26 protein-coding genes are annotated in these 25,374 nt (G+C 61.1%); 9 read left to right on the top strand and 17 right to left on the bottom strand.

Annotation, left to right across the window (positions count from 1 at the left end; translation table 11 throughout):
* The first annotated feature begins 133 nt into the window (after positions 1 to 133).
* Positions 134 to 808, top strand: a complete 675-nt coding sequence (locus OVA12_RS17795; protein WP_268139662.1) for a class I SAM-dependent methyltransferase — start codon at positions 134 to 136, stop codon at positions 806 to 808.
* A gap of 15 nt (positions 809 to 823) precedes the next feature.
* On the opposite strand, the gene def is transcribed toward OVA12_RS17795, so the two are convergent.
* The gene (gene def / locus OVA12_RS17790; protein ID WP_268141406.1) at positions 824 to 1,342 is read right to left on the bottom strand and encodes a peptide deformylase; all 519 of its coding nucleotides are present in this window, start codon (positions 1,340 to 1,342) and stop codon (positions 824 to 826) included.
* Between the two features lie 139 nt (positions 1,343 to 1,481).
* On the opposite strand from def, the gene OVA12_RS17785 reads away from it, so the two are divergent.
* On the top strand, positions 1,482 to 2,681 hold the full coding sequence (locus tag OVA12_RS17785) for a DNA recombination protein RmuC (protein WP_268139660.1): 1,200 nt from the start codon (positions 1,482 to 1,484) through the stop codon (positions 2,679 to 2,681).
* 18 nt (positions 2,682 to 2,699) lie between these two features.
* On the opposite strand, the gene OVA12_RS17780 is transcribed toward OVA12_RS17785, so the two are convergent.
* From OVA12_RS17780 to OVA12_RS17770, 3 genes are all read right to left on the bottom strand, one after another.
* Positions 2,700 to 3,578, bottom strand: a complete 879-nt coding sequence (locus OVA12_RS17780) for a C40 family peptidase (RefSeq protein ID WP_268139658.1) — start codon at positions 3,576 to 3,578, stop codon at positions 2,700 to 2,702.
* Between the two features lie 12 nt (positions 3,579 to 3,590).
* The gene (locus OVA12_RS17775; RefSeq protein ID WP_106753942.1) at positions 3,591 to 3,941 is read right to left on the bottom strand and encodes a MarR family transcriptional regulator; all 351 of its coding nucleotides are present in this window, start codon (positions 3,939 to 3,941) and stop codon (positions 3,591 to 3,593) included.
* 69 nt (positions 3,942 to 4,010) lie between these two features.
* The gene (locus tag OVA12_RS17770; protein ID WP_442793920.1) at positions 4,011 to 5,375 is read right to left on the bottom strand and encodes a leucyl aminopeptidase family protein; all 1,365 of its coding nucleotides are present in this window, start codon (positions 5,373 to 5,375) and stop codon (positions 4,011 to 4,013) included.
* A gap of 254 nt (positions 5,376 to 5,629) precedes the next feature.
* Between OVA12_RS17770 and OVA12_RS17765 the strand changes: the two genes are divergently transcribed.
* Positions 5,630 to 6,442 (top strand): tetratricopeptide repeat protein, encoded by an 813-nt coding sequence (locus OVA12_RS17765; protein ID WP_268139654.1) that lies wholly within the window; start codon positions 5,630 to 5,632, stop codon positions 6,440 to 6,442.
* A gap of 9 nt (positions 6,443 to 6,451) precedes the next feature.
* Here the strand turns inward: OVA12_RS17765 and OVA12_RS17760 are convergent, their stop codons facing one another.
* From OVA12_RS17760 to OVA12_RS17720, 9 genes are all read right to left on the bottom strand, one after another.
* Positions 6,452 to 7,381, bottom strand: a complete 930-nt coding sequence (locus OVA12_RS17760) for a type II secretion system F family protein (RefSeq protein WP_268139652.1) — start codon at positions 7,379 to 7,381, stop codon at positions 6,452 to 6,454.
* Between the two features lie 60 nt (positions 7,382 to 7,441).
* Positions 7,442 to 8,461 (bottom strand): type II secretion system F family protein, encoded by a 1,020-nt coding sequence (locus OVA12_RS17755; RefSeq protein ID WP_268139650.1) that lies wholly within the window; start codon positions 8,459 to 8,461, stop codon positions 7,442 to 7,444.
* Positions 8,461 to 9,975, bottom strand: a complete 1,515-nt coding sequence (locus OVA12_RS17750; RefSeq protein WP_442793894.1) for a CpaF family protein — start codon at positions 9,973 to 9,975, stop codon at positions 8,461 to 8,463. Before OVA12_RS17750 ends, OVA12_RS17755 begins: the two co-directional genes overlap by 1 nt.
* Positions 9,976 to 10,004: 29 nt before the next feature.
* A complete protein-coding gene (locus OVA12_RS17745; protein WP_268141400.1) occupies positions 10,005 to 11,300 on the bottom strand; it encodes an AAA family ATPase in 1,296 nt (431 codons plus the stop codon).
* Positions 11,301 to 11,322: 22 nt separating this feature from the next.
* Positions 11,323 to 12,024 carry a CpaD family pilus assembly protein gene (locus tag OVA12_RS17740; RefSeq protein WP_268139648.1) on the bottom strand — a complete coding sequence of 234 codons (702 nt, stop codon included), beginning with the start codon at positions 12,022 to 12,024 and terminating at the stop codon, positions 11,323 to 11,325.
* 10 nt (positions 12,025 to 12,034) lie between these two features.
* A complete protein-coding gene (locus OVA12_RS17735) occupies positions 12,035 to 13,546 on the bottom strand; it encodes a type II and III secretion system protein family protein (protein WP_268139646.1) in 1,512 nt (503 codons plus the stop codon).
* Between the two features lies 1 nt (position 13,547).
* Positions 13,548 to 14,315, bottom strand: a complete 768-nt coding sequence (gene cpaB, locus OVA12_RS17730) for a Flp pilus assembly protein CpaB (RefSeq protein ID WP_268139643.1) — start codon at positions 14,313 to 14,315, stop codon at positions 13,548 to 13,550.
* Between the two features lie 184 nt (positions 14,316 to 14,499).
* Positions 14,500 to 15,015, bottom strand: coding sequence for an A24 family peptidase (locus tag OVA12_RS17725; RefSeq protein ID WP_268139641.1), 516 nt, complete (start codon positions 15,013 to 15,015; stop codon positions 14,500 to 14,502).
* 100 nt (positions 15,016 to 15,115) lie between these two features.
* Entirely contained in the window at positions 15,116 to 15,295 is a 180-nt protein-coding gene (locus OVA12_RS17720; RefSeq protein WP_268139639.1) for a Flp family type IVb pilin, read from the bottom strand.
* A 394-nt stretch (positions 15,296 to 15,689) separates the two neighbouring features.
* Here OVA12_RS17720 and OVA12_RS17715 point away from each other — a divergent pair, with 394 nt between their 5' ends.
* The 5 genes from OVA12_RS17715 to OVA12_RS17695 all read left to right on the top strand — a co-directional run bounded on the left by OVA12_RS17715 (position 15,690) and on the right by OVA12_RS17695 (position 20,087).
* Positions 15,690 to 16,163 carry a pilus assembly protein N-terminal domain-containing protein gene (locus tag OVA12_RS17715; protein WP_268139637.1) on the top strand — a complete coding sequence of 158 codons (474 nt, stop codon included), beginning with the start codon at positions 15,690 to 15,692 and terminating at the stop codon, positions 16,161 to 16,163.
* 11 nt (positions 16,164 to 16,174) lie between these two features.
* Positions 16,175 to 16,738, top strand: a complete 564-nt coding sequence (locus OVA12_RS17710) for a TadE/TadG family type IV pilus assembly protein (protein ID WP_268139635.1) — start codon at positions 16,175 to 16,177, stop codon at positions 16,736 to 16,738.
* The gene (locus OVA12_RS17705) at positions 16,732 to 17,355 is read left to right on the top strand and encodes a TadE/TadG family type IV pilus assembly protein (protein ID WP_268139633.1); all 624 of its coding nucleotides are present in this window, start codon (positions 16,732 to 16,734) and stop codon (positions 17,353 to 17,355) included. The genes OVA12_RS17710 and OVA12_RS17705 overlap by 7 nt, the downstream gene beginning before the upstream one ends.
* A gap of 132 nt (positions 17,356 to 17,487) precedes the next feature.
* Entirely contained in the window at positions 17,488 to 18,903 is a 1,416-nt protein-coding gene (locus OVA12_RS17700; protein WP_268139631.1) for a bifunctional enoyl-CoA hydratase/phosphate acetyltransferase, read from the top strand.
* A complete protein-coding gene (locus OVA12_RS17695; RefSeq protein WP_268139629.1) occupies positions 18,900 to 20,087 on the top strand; it encodes an acetate/propionate family kinase in 1,188 nt (395 codons plus the stop codon). Before OVA12_RS17700 ends, OVA12_RS17695 begins: the two co-directional genes overlap by 4 nt.
* A gap of 8 nt (positions 20,088 to 20,095) precedes the next feature.
* On the opposite strand, the gene OVA12_RS17690 is transcribed toward OVA12_RS17695, so the two are convergent.
* The gene (locus OVA12_RS17690) at positions 20,096 to 21,055 is read right to left on the bottom strand and encodes a phosphate/phosphite/phosphonate ABC transporter substrate-binding protein (RefSeq protein WP_268139627.1); all 960 of its coding nucleotides are present in this window, start codon (positions 21,053 to 21,055) and stop codon (positions 20,096 to 20,098) included.
* Between the two features lie 91 nt (positions 21,056 to 21,146).
* Here OVA12_RS17690 and OVA12_RS17685 point away from each other — a divergent pair, with 91 nt between their 5' ends.
* Positions 21,147 to 21,752, top strand: coding sequence for an HAD family hydrolase (locus OVA12_RS17685; RefSeq protein WP_326493921.1), 606 nt, complete (start codon positions 21,147 to 21,149; stop codon positions 21,750 to 21,752).
* Positions 21,753 to 21,783: 31 nt separating this feature from the next.
* Here the strand turns inward: OVA12_RS17685 and OVA12_RS17680 are convergent, their stop codons facing one another.
* Genes OVA12_RS17680 through OVA12_RS17670 form a run of 3 tightly spaced genes read right to left on the bottom strand, consistent with a single transcriptional unit; the run spans position 21,784 to position 25,325 of the window.
* Entirely contained in the window at positions 21,784 to 22,815 is a 1,032-nt protein-coding gene (locus OVA12_RS17680; RefSeq protein WP_268139623.1) for a histone deacetylase family protein, read from the bottom strand.
* 5 nt (positions 22,816 to 22,820) lie between these two features.
* Positions 22,821 to 23,810 (bottom strand): aldose epimerase family protein, encoded by a 990-nt coding sequence (locus tag OVA12_RS17675; RefSeq protein WP_268139621.1) that lies wholly within the window; start codon positions 23,808 to 23,810, stop codon positions 22,821 to 22,823.
* Positions 23,811 to 23,825: 15 nt separating this feature from the next.
* Entirely contained in the window at positions 23,826 to 25,325 is a 1,500-nt protein-coding gene (locus tag OVA12_RS17670) for a phosphomannomutase/phosphoglucomutase (protein ID WP_268139619.1), read from the bottom strand.
* Positions 25,326 to 25,374 lie beyond the last annotated feature (49 nt).

The raw sequence follows: 25,374 nt of genomic DNA, 5'->3' as shown, positions 1-25,374 counted from the left end.
GTTAATCGGGAATTATCCCGGGACTGCTAGACAGTCAGGACGCGGCGGGGGCCTTCGTCCCTTGCGTTTTTCGTCGTCTTTTTCCGTCCGGACAGATTGCCGGCACGGTCCGTTGGTTTGTCAGGAGTTCAACGTGCTCGATCTGTCGCCCGTTTCCGCGCAGAACAGTTTCCGCAAGAAGCGTATTCAGTCTCTCGCCAGGATGATTAATGACGTGATCCGCACCAAGGGACACTGCCGCATCATTGATATTGGTGGTGTTCGCGGGTTCTGGCTGGTCTGGCGGGATGAACTCGACTTTACCAACATCACGGTCGACTGCGTCAACCTGTTTCCCGAGACCGACCCGCTGCCGGAAGACATGGAAAATGTCCACATGCGTCTCGGCAATGCCTGCGACCTCGCGGATGTGGCAGACAACGCTTACGATATTGCGTTCTCGAACTCCGTGATCGAGCATGTTGGCTCTTGGAGCAACAAGAAGGCCTTCGCGCGGGAAGCCCGCCGCGTTGCCCCCTCCTACGCGATCCAGACGCCAAGCTTCGCCTTCCCGGTGGAGCCACACGCCCGTACACCGTTCCTGCACTGGCTGCCGGATCCGCTGCGCTACCGCATCCACCTTGCGATGACGACGGGCTTCTATCCCAAGGCAGCAGACCTTGATCAGGCGATGGCGTCACTGGAGGACGCGCGCATGCTGGATTTGCGCCAGATGCGCTACCTGTTCCCGGACGGCGAAATCGAAAAAGAGAAGTTCTTTGGTCTGACCAAGTCCTTTACGGCCGTCCGTCACGGCCAGCCGCAGTAAGTTGCTGGCCCGTGGTCAGGCCTTTTCTGACAGACGGGCCTGCTTCTGGAATTTCTTCAGAACGCGGTCGCGCTTCAGCTTCGACAGATAGTCGATGAAAAGCTTGCCATTGAGATGGTCAAGCTCGTGCTGGATGCAGGTTGCCAGCAGGCCATCAGCGTGGATTTCGCACTCCCCGCCGGTGCGATCCAGGAAGCGAACCTTGATCTCGGCCGGGCGCTCGACTTCTTCGTAGTATTCGGGGATCGACAGGCAGCCTTCCTGATAGACGGACAGCTCAGGCGACGACCAGACGATCTCCGGATTGATGAAGACAATCGGCGCCTTCGGCTGGTCCTCCTTGGCGACATCGACCACGAACAGGCGCTTCAACTCACCGATCTGGCTGGCGGCAAGGCCAATACCAGGCGCCGCATACATGGTCTCCAGCATGTCGTCGGCCAATTGCCGGATGCTGTCGTCCACGGTTGTAACCGGATCGCAGACCTGGCGCAGGACCGGGTCAGGGAGAATGAGGATATCGCGTTTGCTCATGCTGACGAGATAGGCAAAGCCGCGCCAGCGGTCAACGGCATTCCTTATGTGGCGAAGCCGCAACCGCAGGAATTCTTGCAGGATCAGCGACAACAAGAGCGGACCTGCACAAGGCGCCGAATCGTTCTATGTTTGTTTCATGCAAGACACCCTTTTCATCTTCGGCAATCGGCCTGTCAGCGTGCTGGAAGCGACCGTCGCTGCCGCACTCCTGCTGCTCGCCATCCTGCTGCTTGTGGCCTTCAAGACCCTGCGTCAGATTCGCGAAGGCGCGACGAGCGAGGCCATCGCAGCCGAGCGCATCCAGGAGCTGGAAGCGCACCTGTCGCTGATGCTGAAGACGCAAGGCGAGATGACCGGCCGGATGCAGACCATGGCCGAGGTTTTCGGGTCTCGTCAGTCTGACCTGATGCGGGCCGTCAACGAACGGCTGGATGGCATGGGCCACAAGCTTGGCCTGTCCATGGCCGACACCACAAAACAGACCCATGAGGGCCTCATGCAAGTGCATGAGCGGCTGGCGGTGATCGACCGGGCGCAACGGACAATCTCTGACCTGTCCGGCCAGGTTGGCCAGTTGCAGGCGATCCTGTCCAACAAGCAGACGCGTGGTGCTTTCGGGCAGGCGCGGATGGAAGCGATCATCCAGGATCAACTGCCGCCCTCCGGCTACAGCTTCCAGGCCACGCTGTCTGGCGGCTCACGCCCGGACTGCCTCGTCCATATGCCCAATGGCGCACCGCCGCTGGCCATCGATGCCAAGTTTCCGCTTGAAGCCTTCAACCTGCTGCGACAGGCAGCCAGCGACGAGGAGCTGAAGCAGGCGCAAGCGCAGTTCCGCCGGGACTTCTCCAAGCACATTGGCGACATCAAGGACCGCTATCTGATCCCCGGCGAGACCCAGGACACGGCCTTCCTGTTCGTTCCTTCAGAAAGCATCTTTGCTGAACTCAACGAGAACTTCGAGGATCTGATCCAGAAGGCGCACCGGGCGCGGGTTGTGATCGTTTCGCCGTCGCTGTTGATGCTGTCGATCCAGGTCATCCAGGCCGTGCTGCGTGACGCGCGGATGCGCGAGCAGGCGCATCTGATCCAGGCCGAGGTCCGGCATCTCACCGATGACATCGTTCGTCTGAACGAGCGCGTCGGCAAGCTGCAGTCGCATTTTACGCAAGCCAACAAGGACATCGACCAAATCCTGATCTCGACCGAAAAGATCGGCAAGCGTGGCCGCAGGATCGAGGATCTGGACCTCGGGGAAGTGGCGCGGGAGGCCAAGGCCGCGCCCCTGCCCAGCACCAGTGGCGAGCGCATCCGGTTGATGGCCGGGGAGGAGTGACCCATCCCCGGCAATGCATCAAAGGCGGCGAATGCCGGTCAGCGCGCCATACTCTTTCGCGCCGATGCGGACGAGGGCTTCGGCGAGCGGCTCCTGCGATACGGTCATGGTGAAGCCGTTAGCATGGGTAAGAAGATCGGGCGTTGACAGCACGCCGACGTGCCCGCGCCAGAACAGCAGGTCACCGCGGCGAAGGTCAGCCGGCAGCGGATCCCCCTCGCGGAAGGATAGCGCGGTGCCTGCCTCTGCCTCCTGCATGTCACTGTCACGCGGAAGCGCATGGCCGCCAAAGGCCGCCGACAGCTGCACCAGGGCCGAACAGTCGAGCCCGAGGGATGAGCGTCCGCCCCAGAGATAAGGGGTGCCAACGAGGCTTTCCGCAATCGCGACCCAGTCCGTCTCGACATGACCTTCGGCGACCAGATGCCGCGCGACGACGAAGGAACCATCGGCCAGGCGCGCATAGGCTAGCCCCCGCGTCTCAGCTTCCGCGACGACGGTAACCTTCGAGCCGAGCGAGAGATATCCGATTGGCAGAAGCTTCAGATCCGGGCCGGGATAACGGAATGTGCGCAAGGCGCCGACGCAATGTGTTGTCACCTGGTCGAGCGGCGCGATGTCATCGGACGAGAGCCAGCCGACGTAGCCGTCGGTCCGCAACTGCCCCCAGGCCCAGCCTTCCATCGTCGTCTCGAAGATGTCGAAGACCTCGCCGAACAGCGCTTCGGTGTCGATGCCGCAATCCGGGCGGGGATCACGGCGCAGCGCTGTCGCGGCTGCCGTAACACGATAGGGGACCGGATCGGCATAGCGCTCCGCCTCGGCACGTCCCCGGTAGCTTGTTGCAGCCAGATCGGCGCGCACCGGGTGACGGCGGCGGTCAAAGGTTGCGGACATTTCCTGTCTCCTTCACCGTGGCAGGGACTTTGCCTTTTCAACCACGAGATCGCCCAGACGGTCGAGATACAGAGCCCCCTCAACCGTGCGGGTGATGATGACGTTGCGCTTGTCGGCCTCGTCGCGCTTGCGCGAGAGAAGCCGCATGCCACCCAGCGTATCGAGCGCCCGCGTGATCGCAGGCTTCGTGACGCCAAGGCGGGCGGCCAGCCCCCGCACCGTGTGCGGGGGCGGCTCCAGATAGACGGTCAGCAGGATGGTGATCTGGCGCGCCGACAGATCCTGCTCCTCGTCGCGGACGAGGGAAAGATTGACGTCGTGCCAGAGCTTGAGCGCCTGCGAGGCGCGGATCTCCACCGCCATGGGTCTGGCGCGCTCCCTCAAGAGAATCGGACAGCGCAAGCAGACCACACAATCGTTTCGCCCGCGTTATTATTTGACCGGATAGCGCTCGCTCAGCAGCGAGAACAGGGCGCGCAGGGCCTGGCCCTCGCCTCCGGACGGCTTGCCGGGCCGCTCGATCGGCGTCCAGGCAAAGATGTCGAAATGGGCCCAGGCAGCGGCGTTCTCGACAAAGCGGGACAGGAACAGCGCTGCCGTGACCGATCCGGCGAAGCCGGCACCGGACTGGTTGACGTTGTTCATGTCCGCGACCTTGCTGTCGAGGTACTTCATGTAAGGCTGCCACAGCGGCATGCGCCACAGCGGATCCGCGACCTTTTCGGCATGCTCTGCGATGTCCGCCGCCAAGGCCTCATCGGCCGTGTAGAAGGGCGGCAGATCCGGTCCGAGCGCAACACGGGCGGCGCCGGTCAGCGTTGCCATGTCGAGGAGCAGGTCCGGAGCCTCCTCATCGGCCAGGGTCAGGGCGTCGGCCAGAACCAGCCGGCCTTCCGCATCGGTATTGCCGATCTCGACAGTCAGGCCCTTGCGGCTCGGCAGCACGTCACCGGGACGGAAGGCGTCGCCGGAGATGGCGTTTTCCACTGCCGGGATCAGCACCCGCAGGCGAACGGGGAGCCCCGAATCCATAATCAGATGCGCCAGCCCGAGCACGTTGGCCGAGCCGCCCATGTCCTTCTTCATCAGCAGCATGGAACTGGAGGGTTTGATGTCGAGACCGCCCGTGTCAAAGACGACACCCTTGCCGACCAGCGTGATCTTGGGATGAGTTTCGTCGCCCCAGGTGCAGTCGATAAGGCGCGGCGCCCGGGCCGCGTCCGCTGCGCGGCCAACGGCATGGATCATCGGAAAATTCTGCGAGAGCAGGTCATCGCCGAGCACGACACGGCTGGTGCCGCCATGGGACGCAAAAAGCCCGGTCGCCGCAGTCTCAAGCTCAGCCGGCCCCATGTCGTTTGAGGGCGTGTTGACGAGATCGCGGACAAAGGCGACGGCCGTCACGATGCGCCGGACACGGGTAAGCATCGCCTCGTCTTCAAGGTGTAGACGCGGCTGTTCCTTCTGGTCGCCCGAACGGTAGCGTGTGAAGCGATAGGCGCCGAGGCCAAAGGCGAGCGCTGCCTGCTCTTCGCCCGGAAATCCCGGGGCGAAGGCATAGTCGCCAGCAGGAAGGCCAGACAAGGCGCTGCCAGTCATGAGGTCGCCTGCCCCATCCTCCGGCACGCCGAACAGAACAGCCGCGGGCGTTGCACCTGCCCCCGGAACAACGAGAACAGTGCCTGCAGCAGCCTTGTAGCCTTGAACCGAGGCCCAGCCGGCTGCGACGGGTCCAAGCGCGTCGAGCTTGCCGGCCAGTGTGTCACCAGAGACGGCATGGATCAGGATCGGCGTCACTGCGGGCTCAACGGAACGCAGCAAATCGGCGGGGGCGACGGGCAAAACGGACACGGGAACGCTCCTTGGCGTCTGAAGGTGGGAGCACCAGAGGTAATCCCCTGGAAGCGGCAATGCAATTGCCGACGGGCATGGCCACGGTCGTGCTGTTTCGCAAACTGCAGCGGATTAACAAAGCATTAGGGTTAACGAGTTATTGCTCGGATCAAGGCCGCCCAGCTGCGGCAGTCCCGGAGCAATCCCAGGAGCCCGACATGTCCACCAGCGCTGTGTTCCGTCCGCGCAGGATCCTCACCCTCACAGCTGCCGGCCTTGCCCTCGCACTGGTTGCGGGATGTGCGAAGACAACACGGGGCACGACGGGCACCCATGCGGCTCCCGACGTGAACTATATCGCACCTGGATCGTCCGAGGCCCGCGCTGAAGTTGATCGCTGGGGCGGCGCCTACCAGTCCAACCCGGCTGATCGCAACGCCGCGATCGGTTACGCCAACGCGCTGCGCCGCAATGGTCAACTGGATCAGGCGAGCGCCGTCCTGCGCCAGTTCATCATCAAGAACGGCAACGACCGGGACGTCGCCTCGGCCTACGGCAAGCTTCTCGCGATGACCGGCAATTTCGGCGAGGCACTCAACGTGCTGCAGGATGCCCAGACGCCGACACAGCCGGATTGGCGCCTGATGTCGGCAGAGGCTGCGGTTCATGACCAGATGGGCAACAATGAAAAGGCGCGCCAGCTTTACACCCAGGCCTTGAAGATCGCGCCGAATGAGCCGTCGATCATGAACAACCTGGGCCTGTCGTATCTTCTGTCGGGCCAGTTGCCCGATGCCGAATATGCCTTGCGCCGGGCGGCGCAGAACCCGCGGGCCGACAGCAGGATCCGGCAGAACCTCGCCCTCACACTTGCCCTGCAGGGCAAGTTCCAGGAGGCAGAGCAAGTGGCCACGACCGAGCTGGATCCGCAGCAGGCGGCTTCCAACATTGCCTATGTCCGGGCGATGCTTGATGCGCGCCGCCAGCAGGGCGCTGGCGCATCACAGGGCCAAAAGCCGCAGCGCGGCTAGGCGTAAGCCTTACCTGAAGGTGGCCATGATCTGCATGACCGCCGGTCCCATGATCACAAAGAACAGGACCGGCAGGAAGAACACAATCATCGGCACGGTCAGTTTCGGCGGCAGCGACGCGGCCTTCTTTTCTGCTTCCTGCATGCGTTGTTCGCGCACGTCGTCCGACATCACGCGCAGCGCTGTAGCAACAGGCGTGCCGTACCGTTCGGCCTGAATGAGGGCCATCGTGACGTTCTTGACGCCCTCAACACCCGTACGCTTGGCAAAATTGACGTAAGCTTGCCTGCGCTCCTGGAGATAGGACAGCTCGGCGTTGGTGAGCGTCAACTCTTCAGCGAGCGGGACCGACTGAATGCCAATCTCCTCGGCAACCTTGCGGAACGCTGCCTCGATCGACATGCCGGATTCAACGCAGATCAGCATCAGGTCGAGTGCATCAGGCCAAGCACGACGGATAGACTGCTGACGCTTGGTGATCAGGTTCTGCAGGTAGATGTTCGGCGCAAAAACCCCAAGACCGCCGGCGACCAGCGCTACGCAGAATTTTGTGAAACCTGGAAGCGTGTCTGGCAGAACCGAAAAGGCATAGAAAAGCGCAACGGTGAACAGAACAGCGGGCGCGACGACGCGGGCAAACAGAAACGTGTAAAGCGGACCCGGGCCGCGAAAGCCGGCCATACGCAGCTTGTCCTGCGTATTTTCATCAGCGAGCGCAGTCTTCAGATTGAGCCGATCCACGATGCTCTTGACGTGCTGCTTGGGCTGATTGCGCAGCGACGAGCGGGCATCCTGGTTCTTTTCGGTTGCCATGCGCGCTCTTTCACGCGCACGCATCTTTTCGCGCTCCAGGGCAACGGACTTCATCCGGCCCTTGAGACCGTCACGCTCAAACAGCGGCATGACCAACGTGAACATTGTGCCGGCGACGGCAATCATGGTCAGGGCGGCAATGACAAGCTGGCTGTCACTGAGACCGGCGAAAGTCATGGAAGCCCCCTAGAAATCGAAGTTGATCATCTTGCGCATCACCATGATGCCAACAAACATCCAGAACAGGCCACCCGCGATAATGTAATTTCCGGCCGTTTCAGTGAAAAGCAGCATGATGTAATCGGGCGCGACAAGATACAGGATCAACGTAACGATAAACGGCAGAGATCCAATGATCCCCGCGGACGATTTTGCTTCGGAACTCAAAGCCTTGATTTTGCCTTTGAGCGTCTTGCGCGCACGTAGAACCTTGGCAAGATTACCTAGCGCTTCAGACAGACCGCCGCCTGCCTGCTGCTGAATGGCGACGACGATGGCAAAGAAATTTGCTTCTGCAAGCGGCACACGCTCCGGCATGCGACCAACCGCTTCTGTCAGGGTCAGGCCCATCAGCTGCGCTTCAACGATCTTGCGGAACTCGGACGCGACCGGTTCACGAGATTCCGTGGCAACGACCTTGATGCAATCAGCCAGGGGCAAGCCTGCCTTGACGCCGCGCACGATGATCTCGACGGCGTTTGGCAACTCGAGGAGAAACGCTTCAAATCGCTTGTTGCGACGATGCGCCAGGTACCAGCGCGGGAACCCGAAACCACCGACAAACGCAAAGCCAACAGTAAACAGCAATGACCCCGTCATCAGAAAACCCAGGATCGTAAACGCCGCTGCGCTCCCGATGCTGAGATAGACGAAGTGCTTCTGCTCCCAGGCAAGTCCGGCCTGCTCCAACTTGGCATTCAATGTCAGGCTGGATGCTTTCTTGCTACGCGCTTTCTGCTTGTCCTCGAACTCTTTCAGCTGGTCCTGCACCGACTTGCGGCGACGGTCAGCGTCACGTACCGGGCGGCGCTCCGCCAAGGTTGAAGGCCGTGTGGCAATCTGGCCAAGGCGCTCGTCGCGCTTCTTGGAGCCAGATAGCAGCGGCTCAAGCAGAGCGTACAGGATGCCGCCAATGCTGAATGCAACCAGGATGGCGACGGCCACCATGGTGAGCTGGGGCGTCATGAACTCGTTCAGCGCGTCCATCAGTTGGCCTCCGTCGCCTCTGCAGCATCGAGTGCTGCGGCAAGGCGCTTTTCTTCGCCATAGTAGCGCGCGCGTTCCCAGAACCGGGGACGGCCGATACCAGTCGAGCGATGCCGGCCGATGATCTTGCCATTCGAATCTTCCCCGACCATGTCGTAGAGGAAGATGTCCTGGGTGATGATGACTTCGCCTTCCATCCCCAGCACCTCGGTGATGTGGGTGATGCGACGCGACCCGTCACGCAAGCGGGCTGCCTGTACGACAACGTCGATCGAGGAACAGATCATCTCGCGCAACGTCTTGGACGGAAGCGAGAAGCCGCCCATCGTGATCATGGATTCCAGTCGGGACAGCGCCTCACGCGGCGAGTTGGCGTGCAGGGTGCCCATGGAACCATCGTGACCGGTGTTCATGGCCTGGAGAAGATCGAAGGCCTCCGGGCCACGCACTTCACCGACGATGATGCGTTCGGGACGCATGCGCAGGCAGTTCTTGACGAGATCACGCATGGTGATCTCGCCTTCGCCCTCGAGGTTGGGCGGACGCGTTTCGAGACGCACCACATGCGGCTGCTGCAACTGCAACTCCGCAGAGTCTTCGCAGGTGATGATGCGCTCAGTCGTGTCGATGTAGGCCGTCAGACAGTTAAGCAGCGTCGTCTTGCCCGAACCGGTGCCGCCTGACACGAGAATGTTGCAGCGCGACCGCCCGATGATCTGCAGGACGGTCGCGCCTTCCGGCGTGATCGATCCAAAGCGGACGAGCTGGTCGAGTGTCAGCTTGTCCTTCTTGAACTTACGAATTGTCAGGGCCGGGCCGTCAATCGCAAGCGGCGGCGCAATCACGTTGACGCGTGAGCCATCGGGAAGACGCGCATCGCAGATCGGCGAGCTTTCATCGACGCGGCGTCCGACCTGACTGACGATACGCTGGCAGATGTTCATCAGCTGCGCATTGTCACGGAAGGCGATGCCGGTCTTCTGCATCTTGCCTTCGGTTTCGATGTAGACCGTGTGGGCGCCGTTGACCATGATGTCGGCGATGTCATCGCGCGCCAGCAAAGGCTCGAGAGGTCCGTAGCCGAGCACGTCGTTGCAGATGTCCTCGAGCAGGTCTTCCTGCTCGGCGATGGACATGACGACATTCTTCAGCGCGATGATGTCATTGACGACATCGCGGATTTCATCGCGTGCGTCTTCCGGGCCAAGGCGGCTCAACTGCGACAGATCGATTGCTTCGACCAGCGCGTTGAAGATGGATGCCTTGGTTTCGTAATACTCTGCAGACCGCCGACGCTGCGGCTCTTCTTCGCGCTTTGGCGGCGCAGGAGGCGGAGGCGGAGGCGGCGCTGCGGAAACTGGAGCGGCTTTCACCGCCGGAGCCTCGCCGCCGTCGACGGCCTGACGCATGTCGGAAACGAGCTGTGCCGCGAGTTCACGCTGAGGCGTCACCGCCGGCGCATGTTGCGCGCCAGGCATGGGGCCAGTCGTCGTGGTGCCTCGTCTGCCGAACATAGTCCTTACCGTTTCCCTTCAGCGAGCCGTCAGGCTCCCTTGCTCTTTTTCAGCAATCCCATCAGCGCACCCAGCGGCGAACGGCGGCTCTTGCGCGGATCGACCTTGCCCGACACAACTTGGGCCACATGGTTCAACAAGTCGTTTACCGAATGGCGACCATCGAGCTCGGCGATCATTTGGCCGTTGTTTGCGGCCGTTCCAAACAGATGCGGATCGAACGGAATTGCGGCCAGAACCGGCAGGTTGAGTGCCTTGGCAAACTCGTCAGGCTTGATCTCCGGCCGCTTCGGCATTCCAACTCGGTTCAGCACCAGATGCGGCAGATGATCGTTCGGACGCATCTGCTTCAAGGTGTCGACAAGGTTTTTCGCATTGCGGAGGTTGGCAAGATCTGGCTCGGCGACCATCACAACTTCATCGGCTGCGACCAGCAAATGCCGGACCCATCCGTTCCAGGAGTGCGGCAGGTCGAGAACGATCGACGGCGTGCCTTGCCGCATCACATCGACCAGCTGATCGAAAGAATGATCGCCGTAGTCGTAAGTCCGCTCAAGCGATGCAGGTGCGGCAAGCAGACTGAGGTGATCGGAGCAGCGAGACAGGATGCGGTCAAGGAATGTCTCGTCGAGACGTTCAGGTGACGATACTGCTTCGAATACGCCCTGCAGCGGATCCTGATTGTAATCGAGACCGGCGGTACCGAAAGGCAGATCAAGATCAGCGAGGACGACCTCGTTCTCGAAGGATCTCGAGATGCCGAAGGCGACATTGTGCGCGATCGTCGATGCCCCTGCTCCGCCCTTCACGCCAAAGAAAGCAACTGTTCGCCCAAGCGGTTCGGCTTGCGGGTCGCTGTAGAGCGAGCCAACGGCACCGATGACCTGGAGGATTGATACCGGTGAGACGAGATACTCGCTGACGCCCCGCGAAATCAGTTCCCGGTAAAGCGCAACATCATTGAGATGGCCAATGACCACGACCTTGGTGCCGGAATCGCAATATTCCGCCAGACGGTCGAGTTCGGGGATCAGTGTTGAGGGGTTCGCACCAGCCTCGAGCATGATCAGGTTGGGCGTTGGAGCCTGCGAATAGAATTCGATGGCGCCGGGAATGCCGCCCATATGCACTTTGAGATGTGCCTTGGTCATGCGACGGTCTTCGCCTGCAGCCTCGATCGTGCGGGCCGTCTCGGCATCCATGCAGAATGCCTGAATGGATACGCGCGGAACTGGACGCACGTCATAAGTGCTGTAGCCGGCCGCCTGAGCGCCATCGACATCAAGAGGCTCGTCCTGCAGGTTCTGGCTCAGAGCACTGCTCATCTGCTGGTTTCCCCGTGTGTCATCAGTTGTTACCGCCGGCGCTTGAAATCTTCGCGCCATCGCCTTCCTTGTAGTCGGATGCGGTGCGTTCACCCGCCCGATACTTACCGAACACGACTGCACGACGGTTCTGGTCAGCAGCGCCCACCGCGCGGGGGGCCAACAGATCAGCCGGATTGTCGACCATCGCCGCCAGGTTGGCCTGCGTGGCGCAGCCAAAGTTGTAGTTGTCGACATTGGCGCCGATGCCGCCGCCAAGATTGTCGGGCCAATGGCCACACGTCCCCGCGCTTGCCTTGACCCGGTCATAGCCGATGCGAATGGGGGCTGCGGCCGACGGGTCGCCAACCGGATAGGACTTGACCTCGATCTGCCGGGCGGGAACGCCTCCCCTTGCAAGGGCAGAGCGGATTTGCGGCGCCAGCGAGTGGCCAGCAGATTCATTGGCCGAGCCTGACGGGACCAGGATCTGGACACCGCCAATGCCCTGCGACCGCGCTTCGCTGCCAAAGGCCGCGATCCGGGCAGTGTAGTCGTGGCTCAACTGGCGCGTTCCAGGCGCTACAGGCAAGTCCAGAGTCTCCGGCTGCTCGGTCACCAGAATCGGATGACGCAAACGGTAGTCGTTGGAGGCCATGGAGGCCGAGTTCTGGGCGCTCTGGCATCCGGCCAGCATCGCGGCGAGCGAGGTGATGGCTCCGAGGGCCTTAATCGAAATGCGCATCGACCACTCCTTACTCGTAAATGAAGCCGACCTGGCCGTGGTAAGCGCCCCTGAGACCGGGCGTGCTGTAGACCTTGTTCAGCCTGTTCAGAAACACGGTTTCAGCATCGCTTGCCGGAGCCAGGTTCTGATCCGGACGGGACACCTGGTTGGCGGCAACCGGCTTCACGACATAGGGGGTAACGAACACCACCAGCTCGGTCTGCTGACGCAGGAAGTCACGGCTCTTGAACAGAGCGCCGAGGATCGGCAACTGCATCAGGCCCGGCACGCCAGAGATCGATTGCTTGTAGCTCTCACGCAGCAATCCAGCCAAAACCAACGTACCGCCGGACGGCAGTTCAACCGTCGATTCCGCGCGACGCACCTTGATCGCTGGCAAGACCAGGGTTCCGATGTTGACGGAGCCTTCGTCCGACAACTCGCTGACCTCGGTCTTGATGCGCATGCTGATGTTGCCTTCGCTCAGCACCACCGGGGTAAAGTCGAGGCCGACACCGAACTTCTTGAACTCGACACCGATCGTGTCGCTGTCCTGGCTCACCGGGATCGGAAACTCACCGCCGGCGAGGAAGCTGGCGTTTTCGCCCGAAATGGCCGTCAAGGTCGGTTCGGCAAGCGTGCGGATGACACCGTCGCGCTGCAAGGCGCGGATCTGCGCGTTGATGTTGGTGCCGCCCGCCAGGAATCCCAGACCCGTCGCAGCCTGGACCACGGACCCCGTGTTGATCGGGAACTGTACAGGAGAATTGAACGACGGCGTGAAATTGCCGGCACCGATTGTCCCGGACATGCTGACGCCGAGCTGCTTGATGATCGAGCGATCAACTTCCGCTACGGTCACCTTGAGCTGGATCTGGTCCTTGCCAGCAACAACGATCATGTTGAGGACAGCGAGATCTTCTCCCATATTGCCACCGCCGGTCGTGCCGCTCTGGGCGGCCGTGCCCTGGCCAGACTGGGTTGCCTGACGGGCAAAGCGGCTCGCAATGTCCATGGCGCGCTGGGCATCTCCCGTCGACGGCGCGGTGCCGGTCAGGATGTAGTTGCCGTTGATGGTCTCTGCCCGAACGTTTGCGTTCGGCAACAGGCGGCGAAGAATCGAATTCAGGTCGGACGTGTCCGGCTCCACGCGGACGCTAAAGGACGCCAGCTCCTGACCGGCAGCGCCAAACAGAACGATGTTGCCCTGGCCAAATCGCTTGCCCACGATGAAGACACGGTTCCGGCTGCGCACAACGCCATCAGCAACGGCTGGATCGGAAACCAGAACGTCTGCGACAGCATCGGCGATCTCGACCGTGACTGACCGGCCGACACCAACGCGCAGCAGACGTTCGCCGGATCTGTCGCCAGCGGCAACGTAGACCGTCTTCGGAAAATCGTCCGCCTGCGCAGGCATTGGAGCCACGACTGTGGCCGCGAACAACGCCACAACAGCGAAGGCAAGAGCGGTTACGCGCTTCAAGGCCATCGTCCAGTCCTTTGCTGCGGCAATCCGTCCAGTCGTTCCAGATTGCATGTCACTGCCCTCCGACCTGGCTGGAGACGCCATACTTTACGAAGCTGACGCCGCCGCGCGTGCGCTCCTCTGACGGTGCGCCATCGGCGGAATCCTGCGCGCTGCGCAGAGCGAGAGAGATCTTTCCAAGTTGCTGGGCGAGCGACACGGTTTCCGCCTGCGGAGGAGAAAGTTCCAACGTCGCAGTCCGGTCCGGCTCCAGGGTCTTTTCCGACTTTTCGCCAGCCGTCGTCGTGTCGATCGCCAGAACGCGGACGTTTTCCAAGATTGTTTCGGACGAGCCGCGCCCCTGGGTTTCACCCGCTTTCGTCAGGATGACGTCAACCTTGTCGCCGGGGAGAATGAAGCCGCCAGCAGCCGTTTCCGATTCAATCGAAACGGCAATTGCCCGCATGCCTTTTGGCAGGATGGCAGCCATGAATCCGCGGTCGGTCTTGATCAGGCGTTGTTCGCTGATCGGCTCGCCAACATAAATCGGCGCCTTCGCGATCTGGCCAATCAGGGTCTGTTCCGCATCCGGCTGGTTTTCACGAGTGATCGCGCCCTGAGGAACGACCTGGATCGGCCAGTCCACCCAGTTGAAGTCACCCTGCGCGATCTGGTCACCCAGTTTGATGTCGCGCGTGGCAACGAGGACCGGTAGCGTTGTTGGCGCAACCTCGGGACCGACTGCCGCGACTTCCTCGGAGCCGGACGTCATCACCATGCGCGCGGCCAAAAGGCCGGCACCCAGGGCAACTCCCAGAACAAGAAGACGGGCATATCTCATCGCAAACCACCCACACTCGAAACGCCACGGATTGCGTTCTCGGGTAATGTGGATGGCAAATGGTCAAAACATGGTTAACTGAACATAAGCGAATTTGGTTAACAACAATTAAGAATTATTTTACAAATAAAAAAGATCGCGACAGCAATCGCGATCTGCAAATACGGAATGCATCAAGAATAGGTTATCCGAGTGAAACCCATTTAAACCAGATGGACTGCGGATAAACCTGAAGAGCAGCGACAGCAATGGCGATCCCGTAAGGGATGCCGCTGCGGGAATCATGCAACCGCAATGCCCACTCCTGCTTTCGAAGCAGACCAGGCAGATAGGGCATCTGTGCACGCGCTGACAGAAGTACAAGCGTGAGCAACATGCCATAGAAGGCGGTAAAGATCAGAAAAACCATCAAGTCGTTGGAAAAGCCAAACCAGAGAGCAATCGCGCTCGCGACTTTGGAGTCGCCTCCACCCATCCAGCCAGCGGCAAACATGCCGAAACAAACGGCGAGGACAAGTGAACCTGCAGCCAGATGAAGACCAAGCTGGGCAAACGGCATGCTCGTTGCCAGAGCCATAACGAGGAAAGCCGCAGCCAACATGACCGAGACCCGGTTAGGGATTGTCATGGTCAGCAGATCCGATGCTGCGGCGAAGGCGACAAGCACTGGAAAGACGACGAGAATGGCGGCTTCAAGCATGAGGACCCTCGCACGCTCTGAACGCTGCATAAAAAAACCAGGAGACGGCCTGGCCACCGGCCCGCCCGGGGTCCGGGCGGGCAATGTCTAGGCGATCAGCTTACTTGGCGACGCCCTTCTTCAGTTCGGTGCTGATCTTGGTAAAGACTGAACCCAGGTCTTGGCCAATGGTGACAAGAGTGCCGACGATCACGACCGAGATCAGGCCGGCGATCAGGCCGTACTCGATTGCGGTGGCACCAGACTCATCCTTGGCGAAACGGGCGAAAATGTTCTGCATGATTTGCTCCTATCACATGTTTTGACAGCTCTTGTTCGTCGGCCTTGTTTCCAACCGATCGAACATGATCACAACTTAGACCCCATATCTTTCGATCTCGTTAAAATTGTCGCTATCGATAGCTTTGTTTTCCGCAGTCGTCATTTTGGTTAATCTTGCATTTACTGAGTATGTCAGATTTTCCATTATATCTATTTGTTAAGTTTAATTGGCATCAACGGGCCACTTGGACCAACAGAAACCCATGTCAAACGCTGCACGTCGATTGAATGCAATCCATACCGTTAGGGCTTCATTCACCAAACCAAGGCACCATGGCGCTCAACACACAGCCGGAGACGCGTTCGAAGCACCCGGAAACTGTTAACGGTTTGACCTGGTATTGGAGTGGCTCATGCCCCGCACGACAATTCTTGTCATTGCTGCGATCGCAGCCGGTGCCGCTCAGATCATGCATTCTGGCAGCGCATCTGCAGAAAGTACGTCCGTTGATGTCTTCGTCGACCGGGCCAAGGTCTTTCGGATCCAGCAGCCTGCCGATACGGTCATCGTCGGCAATCCCATGATCGCCGACGTTACGATGCATGACCGGTACACCGTCGTTGTCACTGGCAAAACTGCCGGCAGCACCAACCTGATTATCCTCGACAAGGATTCCAAGCCGATCATTGACGAGTTGATCAACGTTGGCCCGTCACCAACAGACCTTGTCACCGTGATGCGCGGAACAAGTCGGTTTACCTATGCTTGTGCGCCGTATTGTGATGCCGCAGCCCAGGTTGGCGACGAAAAGGACGCATTTGAAACTACCGCCAAACAGATCACGACAAGAAACCAGATGGCTGTTGAAGCTGCTGGCGGGAAATGAGGCTCAAGCCAATGACCCGACAGCTTGAAATGCCAAACCTCAACCCGCGAAATGACAATAAAAGTCGGGTCCGTCGCTTTGGTCGGGATCGCAAGGGCGTCGCTGCTATCGAATTTGCCTTGGTTGCGATGCCTTTCCTGGCTCTTATGGCCGGGATCATCGAGTTCGGCCTTGCGTTTCTTGTCAATCGTACGCTGGACCATGCTGTCGCCGAGAGCACTCGTCTGATCAAGACTGGCCAGGCGCAGAAGGCAAATTTCGACAAGGCCCAGTTCAAGGCCACCGTCTGCGCGAACATGTCTGCCTTTTGCATTCCGGCGAAACTCGAAATCGATGTTCGGACATTCGACTCCTTTTCTGCGATCAAGAACTTGCCACCGATGGTCGACAATGATGGAAACTTCGCCGGTAATATGAACTACACGCAGAGCAGTGGCGGACAGATCATTGTTGCGCGCGCGGTCTATGCTTGGCCGATGTTTACCGCACTGCTTGGAACCGATGGAGGCGACTCTGGCACGACGCGCCATCTCTACTCCACTCAGGTTTTCAGAAACGAGCCCTTCCCATGGTGAACCTACGCTTCTGGACCAGCAATGATCCAAGCAACCGGATGGCGGGGACGCAAACCAATCATTGCCGCTCGTCCTGGTTTGCCTTCCTGGAGAACCGCAAGGGTATTGCCGCAGTCGAATTCGCCCTTACCTTGCCTTTGATGTTGATCCTGATGATCGGATCGGCCGAGACGACCGAAGCGCTGAACTACAAACGCAAGCTCAATCAGGTGGCAATTGCGGTTGCGGACCTCGTTGCGCAGGCCGAGAGCGTTACAAAGGCTGAAATGGCCGATGTCATGTATGCATCCGGTCTGATCATGGCGCCCTTCTCGACTTCAAATGTGAAGGTGATCGTCGCCAGTATCGAATTTAACGCCAAGGGCGAAGCCAAGGTTGGCTGGAGCATCAATGAAAGCGGTGGCACACCTTGGGCGAAAGGTGGCAAGCCGCCAATTGTCATTCCGTCGGGCCTTAACAACCCAAACACAACAATCATCGTCGGCAAGACCAACGGAACCTATATTCCGACTTTCGCCGAACTGGCGCAGAACATGATGCCCCGTGCCACGTCGATTGACATGGAAGGTCTTTACTTCCTGCGCCCGCGCTTCACTGAGTCAGTGACGCTGAACTGACCTCAAACCGCTGCTGCAAACTGCAGCAGCCGTCCTTGCGCTGTGTCATAGGCCTTTGGTCGAAGTGCTGCAAAAAGGAGGCGCGGCGCGCCTCCCCGTGCTGCCCAGTTTCGAACCGAAAGAGCAGGGCTGATGGCCAGCAACAAGACCTATGACCAGATCTCGGTCGGCGACAGCGCCACCGTGACCCGGGTTTGCACCGCGAATGATCTCTATATCTTCGCGCATGCGTCAGGAAACACCAATCCGCTGCACCTTCCGAACACCGACTGGACAGGCGACGGCAAGATCGATCCGCCGTTTGCCCCCTCGATGTGGATCGGCGCGCTGATCTCGGCTGTGCTTGGCAACATCCTGCCTGGCCCCGGCACCGTCTACCGCACCCAGAGCTTTGCCTTTTACAACCGTGTGATCCTGGGCGATGCGCTGACGGTGACCGTGCGCGTTCTGGCCAAGGAAGCAGACCGGCTTGTGAGGCTTGCCACCACCGTCAACCGGGCCGATGGCACACCTATCGCTGATGGCATTGCCGAGGTGACCGCTCCGGACCAGACGATCACGTTTGACGCAACCGATCTGCCTTCGCTCCTGGTCGAGCGTCACCAGCATTTCGACCGGCTTGTCGGCTATGCCAGGATGCTGCCCTCCCTGACAACGGCGGTCATTGCTCCGGACGACGTCAATTCGCTTGGCGGCGCGCTGCTGGCGGCGCGCGAAGGTTTGATCATCCCGATCCTGATCGGCGCACGGGCCCGCATCGAGGCGGCAGCTGCCGAGCTGAAGGAAAGCCTGACCGGGATCGAGCTTATCGACATTGCCGACGAGTCCGAGGCTGCTGCCCGCGGCGTTGCCATGGTGCATGAGGGCAAGGTCAGCGCCGTCATGAAGGGGCATCTGCACACCGATCACCTGCTGCATCACGTCGTCAAGCGCGACGGTGGCCTGCGCACGAGCCGGCGGATCAGCCACGTGTTCGTCATGGATGTTCCCGGACGCAAGACACCGGTGATCATCTCGGACGCTGCGATCAACATCGCGCCTGACCTGATGACCAAGGTGGACATCATCCAGAACGCCATCAACGTCGGCCTGGCCATTGGCATGGAACAGCCGAAGGTCGGCATCCTGTCGGCGATCGAGACGGTGAACCCAGCGATCCCCTCCAGCCTTGATGCCGCCATCCTGTCCAAGATGGCAGAGCGTGGCCAGATCACCGGTGGCCTTGTAGACGGACCTCTGGCCATGGACAACGCCATCGATCTTCAGGCGGCCCGCACCAAGGGGATTACCTCGCTGGTGGCCGGACAGGCGGAAGTGCTGATCGTGCCGAACCTTGAGTCCGGCAACATGCTGGCCAAGGAACTGACCTTCATCGCCCATGCGGAAGCCGCTGGTCTGGTCATTGGCGCAAAGGTGCCGGTCATGCTGACCAGCCGCTCGGACGACGACCGGGCACGGCTCGCCTCCTGCGCCCTAGCATTGCTCTATGATCACTGGCTGAAAACCGGAAAGACGGCAGTGACCGGCGAACTGGGGGCGGCGGAATGAGCGCCGTCGCTGCAGCGACGGGGCCCGTCATACTGGTGCTCAACGCCGGATCGTCGTCGATCAAGTTCGACCTCTTTTCAGGCAGCACTGATCTTATGCGTGGTCAGATCGAAGGCCTTGGGGCTTCCCCGAGACTGAAGGCCAAGCGGCTTGAGGATGGGCTGGATCTATCCCGGCCGTTGTCGGACGATGAGGGCAGCGACCATCAGGCAGCCCTCGGCGTACTGCTTGCGCTCATCAACGACGCCGCCCCGGGTCTTGCGGTCAATGCCGTCGGGCACCGGGTGGTGCATGGCGGCATCACCCATGAGGTGCCGGTGATCGTCACGGACGAGGTGATGACTGCACTGGAACGACTGGTGCCGCTGGCACCGCTGCACCAGCCGCACAATCTTGCCGGCATTCGCGCGGCGGCCGCAGCCTTTCCGCAAGCCGTGCAGGTCGCCTGTTTCGACACGGCGTTTCACCGGGCGCACCCCTGGGTCAACGACACCTTTGCCCTGCCCCGCGACCTCTACGATGAAGGTGTCCGGCGGTATGGCTTCCACGGCCTGTCGTATGAGTACATCACCGAGCATTTGCGGAGCGTGATGCCTTCTGCAGCAACGGGCCGGCTCGTTGTTGCCCATCTGGGCAACGGAGCCTCGATGTGTGCCATCAACGGGGGACGCAGCATCGGCTCCACGATGGGCTTTACGGCGCTTGACGGCTTGCCGATGGGCACGCGGTGCGGCCAGCTGGATCCCGGCGTGGTGCTCTATCTCATGGCCGAAAAGGGCATGGATGCCGCAGCCATCTCGGACCTTCTCTACAAGCAGTCCGGACTGAAGGGGCTCTCGGGCCTGTCGCAGGACATGCGCGAGCTGGAGGCAGCCGGAACACCGGAAGCCCGTCAGGCCATCGACTATTTCGTTTTCCGCGTGAAGCGCGAAATCGGCGCTATGGCCGCGATCCTGTCCGGCATCGATACGCTGGTGTTCACGGGTGGCATTGGCGAAAACGCGGTGAACATACGCGCTGAAGTTTGCCGTGATCTCGGCTGGCTGGGTGTGGATCTCGACGAGGACCGCAATGCCGCGCGGCAGACCACGATTTCCCGCGATGGCTCGCGCGTCACGGTGCTGGTGGTGGCCACCAACGAGGAAGAGATGATCCGCCGGCATACGGCCGCGTTGCTGGACTGAGCGTTATCTCAGGGCTGGCCGGATGTGTCCGTTGTGGCAGGTCCGGCCAGTTTGGACAGCAGGGCCTGCGCCTGCGGCGAAAAGGGCAACAGGGTCCCGGCCAGGGCCGCCGCATCGGTTGCGGCAAAGCCACCGCCCAGATCCGGCTCGATGGCGAAATAGGCGCCGGGCGCATCGTCAATCAGGGTTGTCAGCACGGACTTCAGCCTTGCCCGCAAGGCCGGCGGCAGGTCTGCCCTCACCGCGTGGACCGCATAGGGAAGCCGTGGCGACTGCCAGATGACGGTGAGGCGGTTCATGTCCAGCCGGGTGGACAGGTAAGCCTCATTGAGAGTGCCCGCCGAATAGCCGAATTCCGCTTCCCCCATGAGCGTTGACCAGACCAGCGCGCCCTCGACACGCCCGTCAAACAAGGCCCGCAACCCCTCACGCGGTCCCTCGACACGCACCAGAGCGGAAAAGAAAGTTGCGGGGTCGACGCCCTCACGAGCCAAGGCTGCAAGGGGAACGCGGAATGCCGCAACCGAGGCAGGATCTCCGACCGCAAGGCGCCGACCGGCAAGATCCTCAACGCGCCTGGCCTCGCTGGCCCGTCCGACCAGAACGGCATGGAACCCTTCCGCTCCCTCCCCGTCCTTTGCAACGACGAGCGGATCGAGGCAGTTACATGCGGTCTGCGCCGCACCATAGGCAGAACCGGACAGGCGCAGCATGTCGACTTCGCCGCGCATCAGCGCGTCTGCAGCCGCCCCCAGCGTGTCCATCAGGAACAGGTCTACCGGAACAGATAGGCGGTATTGCAGCTCTTCGCGAAAGGGCTCGACGCGCTCCAGCACGTCCTCGTCCACGCCGGCAACAACGGCCAGACGCAACCGGAAGCCCGCCGCAACGTCTTCGCTGCGAGCCGGGACAATAACGGTCAGCAGAGCGCTCACGATAAGAATGACACGGCCGATCAGGGCGGTCATGGTGTCGTCACCTTTTCTGATTCCCTTAGCATCCTACACTGGCAGACGGGTCTGAGCCCGCAACCTTCGAGGTCCCCGCATGAGATCCCCCGTGACAACCGTTGTTTTCGACATCGGGAATGTGCTGATCGAGTGGGACCCGGAGTATCTGTACCGGCGCCTGATCCCAGATGAGGCTGCACGGCGGCATTTCCTGACAGAGATCTGTTCACCGGCCTGGAACCTCGAACAGGATCGTGGGCGGAGCTGGTCCGAAGCTGTTGCCGAATGCGTCGCGCGCCATCCGGGCCATGCCGACCTGATCCGCGCCTATGACGAAGGCTGGCACGAGATGGTCCCGGGCGAGGTGCCAGGCACTGCGGGGCTACTGGAGGAGCTGGTTGCGGCGGACGTGCCGCTTTATGCGATTACCAACTTCTCGAACGAGAAGTTCGCGGAGGCCAAGGCCCGCTTTCCGTTCCTTGCGACTTCTTTCCGCGACACGGTGGTGTCGGCGGAAGAACGGCTGCTGAAGCCCGATCCACGCATCTACGAGGTGCTGCTGGAGCGAAACGGCCTGACCGCCGAGGCCTGCGTCTTCATCGACGACAGCCTGAAGAATGTCGAAGGTGCACGCGCCGTCGGCATGGCGGCGATCCATTTCACCGGAGCCGAGCCATTGCGTCTCGAACTCCGGCGCATGGGGTTTGGCGTTTGAGGGGGCACGTCGCGGTGGCCCGCAAAGGCCACTAGCCGTTCAGGAAACCTTCCAGAACGTTGACGCAGTTGATGCCGAGAGCGTCGACGGCGTAGCCGCCTTCCAGAACGAAGAGCGTCGGCTTGCCAAGGCGGGCAAGCCGTGCGCCGATCCTGAGGTAGTCGTCGGAGACGAGCCGGAACTTCGAGATCGGATCGTGCTCATAGGTGTCCAGACCAAGCGAGACGATCAGGACATCGGGTGAATAGACGCCGAGCCAGCGATAGGCCTCCTCGAAGGCGGCCGAGTAGCCGGTCCAGTCGGTGCCAAGAGGCAGCGGCCAGTTCTGGGTGTAGCCCTTGCCCGCCTTCTCGCCTGTCTCGTCCGCATGGCCGAGGAAGAAGGGATAGTCGTGCCTGGGGTCGGCGTGGATGTTGAGGACCATCACGTCGGCACGCTCGTAGAAGATCGACTGGGTGCCGTTACCGTGGTGATAGTCAATGTCGAGGATGGCAACGCGGGCTGTGCCCTGGTCGCGCAGCCACTGTGCCGCGATGGCTGCGTTGTTCAGGAAGCAATAGCCGCCAAAGTAATCCGCTGCCGCATGATGGCCGGGCGGGCGGCAAAGGGCGAAGGCGGCACGGTCTCCCTCGCGCAGGAAGCGCGCCGCGGTCAGCGCCGTGTTGGCACTGGCGGTTGCAGCTTCCCAGGTGTTGGCCGTCAGCGGAGTTCCGGTGTCAAACGAAAAGCGCCCGAGCAGGCCATCGATGCTCTCCGGTGCCGGGGTGGCGCGCAGCTGGCGAACGGGCCAGACATAGGCAAAGGCATCCCGGTCACGCCCTGCGGCCGTCCAGCGGGACCAGAACGTTTCCATGAAGGTCAGGTATTCGGGCGTATGGACCCGTTCCAGTGGCGCACGGCCGAAGTCCTGCGGCGTCCAGATCGGCCCGATCTTGCGGCGAAGGATTTCGTCGCGGACGATTTCCGCGCGCTGGGGAATTTCCACCGCTTCGGTCAATTGGCCGTCGGCGATCTCCATCTTCGGCGCGTGAACCAGTTGCGAAGATGAGAAAACGGTTTTCATCTTGTCTACTCTCCCGGATGAAAACGGAACTCGGTCAGCTGATGATAGGTCTCGCCCGGACGAAGAACAGCCCCGGCGAAGTCCTTATGGTTGGGGCTGTCCGGCCAGCGCTGCGGCTCGAGGCAGAGGCCGGCATGCGGGCCGAACCGGCGGCCGTCCGGACCGGTGAAGGGCAGCCCGAGACCGGAGGCATCATAGAACTGCAAGCCCGGCTCCGTGGTCCAGAGTTCCATGGAAACACCGGATGTCGCGCCTTCAAGCACCGCGGCAAGGCGCGGTTCCAAGGCCACATCCCGGCTGAGGCAGAAATTGTGGTCGTAGGTTCGCGGACCTGAGACACTGCGCAGATGGCGGAAATCGAAGTCCGTGCCGGCAACCGGGACGACGTCACCGGTCGGAATGCCATGGCCGTCGACCGGCAGATAGTCCTCGCCGAGGATCTGCAGGCGATGCGCCAGCACATCGGCCGAGCCATCCAGATTGAAGTAGCTGTGATGGGCGATGTTGACCAATGTGGGCGCGTCGGTGACAGCCGTGATCGAGAGGCTCAGTACGGCTGACGGAAGAAGGGAGAACCGCGCCTTGAGCGTAACTGTGCCGGGATAGCCCTCTTCACCGTCTGGCGAGACGAGGGAGAGCAGCACGCAATCTGCGGCCAGCTCGTCGACAGTCCAGATCCGCTTGTCAAAGCCGGTAGCGCCGCCATGCAAATGGGTACGGCTGCGCTCGTTGCAGGTCACCTGACACGCGGTGCCGTCCAGCGTGAAGCGACCGCCGGCGATGCGGTTGGCATAGCGTCCGCACAGCGCACCGAAATAGGCCCCGTGCGCCACATACTCTTCGAGCGTCGAAAGACCAAGAACCAGGGGCCGCCCCGCGAGACGCAAGTCGCGCAGGGTGGCTCCATAGGTCAGGATGCTGGCTTCCAGCGATCCGGCCCGCAGGGTGACTTCATCGACGGCGACGCCGTGAAGGGTGCCAAAGGGCCGGATCATTCCAAAAGCTCCAGCTCAGATCGTCTGGTTGTAGGCGCCGACTTCCGGGTTTTCCCGGAGCACGGCGTCCACGGCCTTGAACATCTCGTGCAGGCGCGCTTCGGAGGCCGGGCTCTCGATCACGACAACCAGCTCCGGCTTGTTCGACGACGCGCGCACCAGACCCCAGGTGCCATCATCGGTGACGACACGGATGCCGTTGACGGTGATCAGGTCGGTGATGGTGTGGCCGCCGATCTTCTCACCCTTGGCCTTCATGTCCTGGAACCGGGCAACCACCTTGTCGACGATGCCGTACTTGATCTCGTCGTCGCAATGCGGCGACATGGTCGGCGAACCCCAGGTCTTCGGCAGGTCACGGCGCAGGTCAGCCATGGTCTTGCCCGGGTTGCGGTCGAGCATGTCGAGGATGGCGATAGCCGACACCAGACCGTCGTCATAGCCGCGGCCGATCGGGGCGTTGAAGAAGTAGTGACCCGACTTCTCGAAGCCGACGATGGCGTTCAGCTCGGTGACGCGGCGTTTGATGTAGGAGTGGCCGGTCTTGTAGTAGTCGGTCACTGCGCCGTTGGCCTTCAGCACGGGATCAGTGTTGAAGAGGCCGGTCGACTTCACATCGACGACGAACTTCGAGTTCGGGTAGATCGCCGAGATGTCGCGGGCCAGCATGACGCCGACCTTGTCGGCGAAGATTTCCTCGCCCTCGTTGTCGACCACGCCGCAGCGGTCGCCATCGCCGTCGAAGCCGAGACCGACTTCCGCACCAACTTCCAGAACCTTGTCGCGCAGGGCATGAAGCATCTTCATGTCCTCCGGGTTCGGGTTGTAGTTCGGGAAGGAGTGATCCAGCTCGGCATCCAGCGGAATGACCTCGGCGCCCAGCATCTCGAGAATGCGCGGCGCGAACGCGCCGGCCGTGCCGTTGCCGCAAGCTGCCACGATCTTGATCGGGCGCTTCAGCTTGGCGCGGTCCGTCAGGTCCTTGATGTAGATGTCCGGGAAGTTCTCGACATAGCGGTAGCTGCCACCCTGCTTCAGGGTGAAGGTCGCGTTGAGAACGATATCCTTCAGACGGCCCATTTCGTCCGGCCCGAAAGTGAGCGGGCGGTTGATGCCCATCTTCACGCCGGTCCAGCCGTTGTCGTTGTGCGACGCCGTGATCATGGCAACCGCCGGCACATCCAGCGCGAACTGCGCAAAATAGGCCATCGGCGACAGGGCAAGACCGATGTCATGCACATTGATGCCGGCAGCCATCAGGCCGTTGATCACCGCCATCTTGATGGAAGCGGAGTAGCCCCGGAAATCATGGCCGACGACGATGTCCGGACGCACACCGCGCTCGTGCATCAACGTGCCAATGCCCATCCCGAGGGCCTGCATGCCCATCAGGTTGATTTCCTTTTCGAACAGCCAACGCGCGTCATACTCGCGGAAGCCCGTCGGCTTGACCATGGGACGGGATTCGTAGGCGTAAGTGTTCGGCTTCAAAAGAGCTTCGGGCTTGGGAAACATGCAAAACCTCATCGGGGCTTCAGACTGGAAAACCTAAACAATGCGAGGA

The organism is Pannonibacter sp. SL95, assembly GCF_026672425.1.
Taxonomy (GTDB): domain Bacteria; phylum Pseudomonadota; class Alphaproteobacteria; order Rhizobiales; family Stappiaceae; genus Pannonibacter.
The sequence above is the reverse complement of the archived record's forward strand: the minus strand, read 5'-3'. Positions and strand labels throughout refer to the sequence as shown.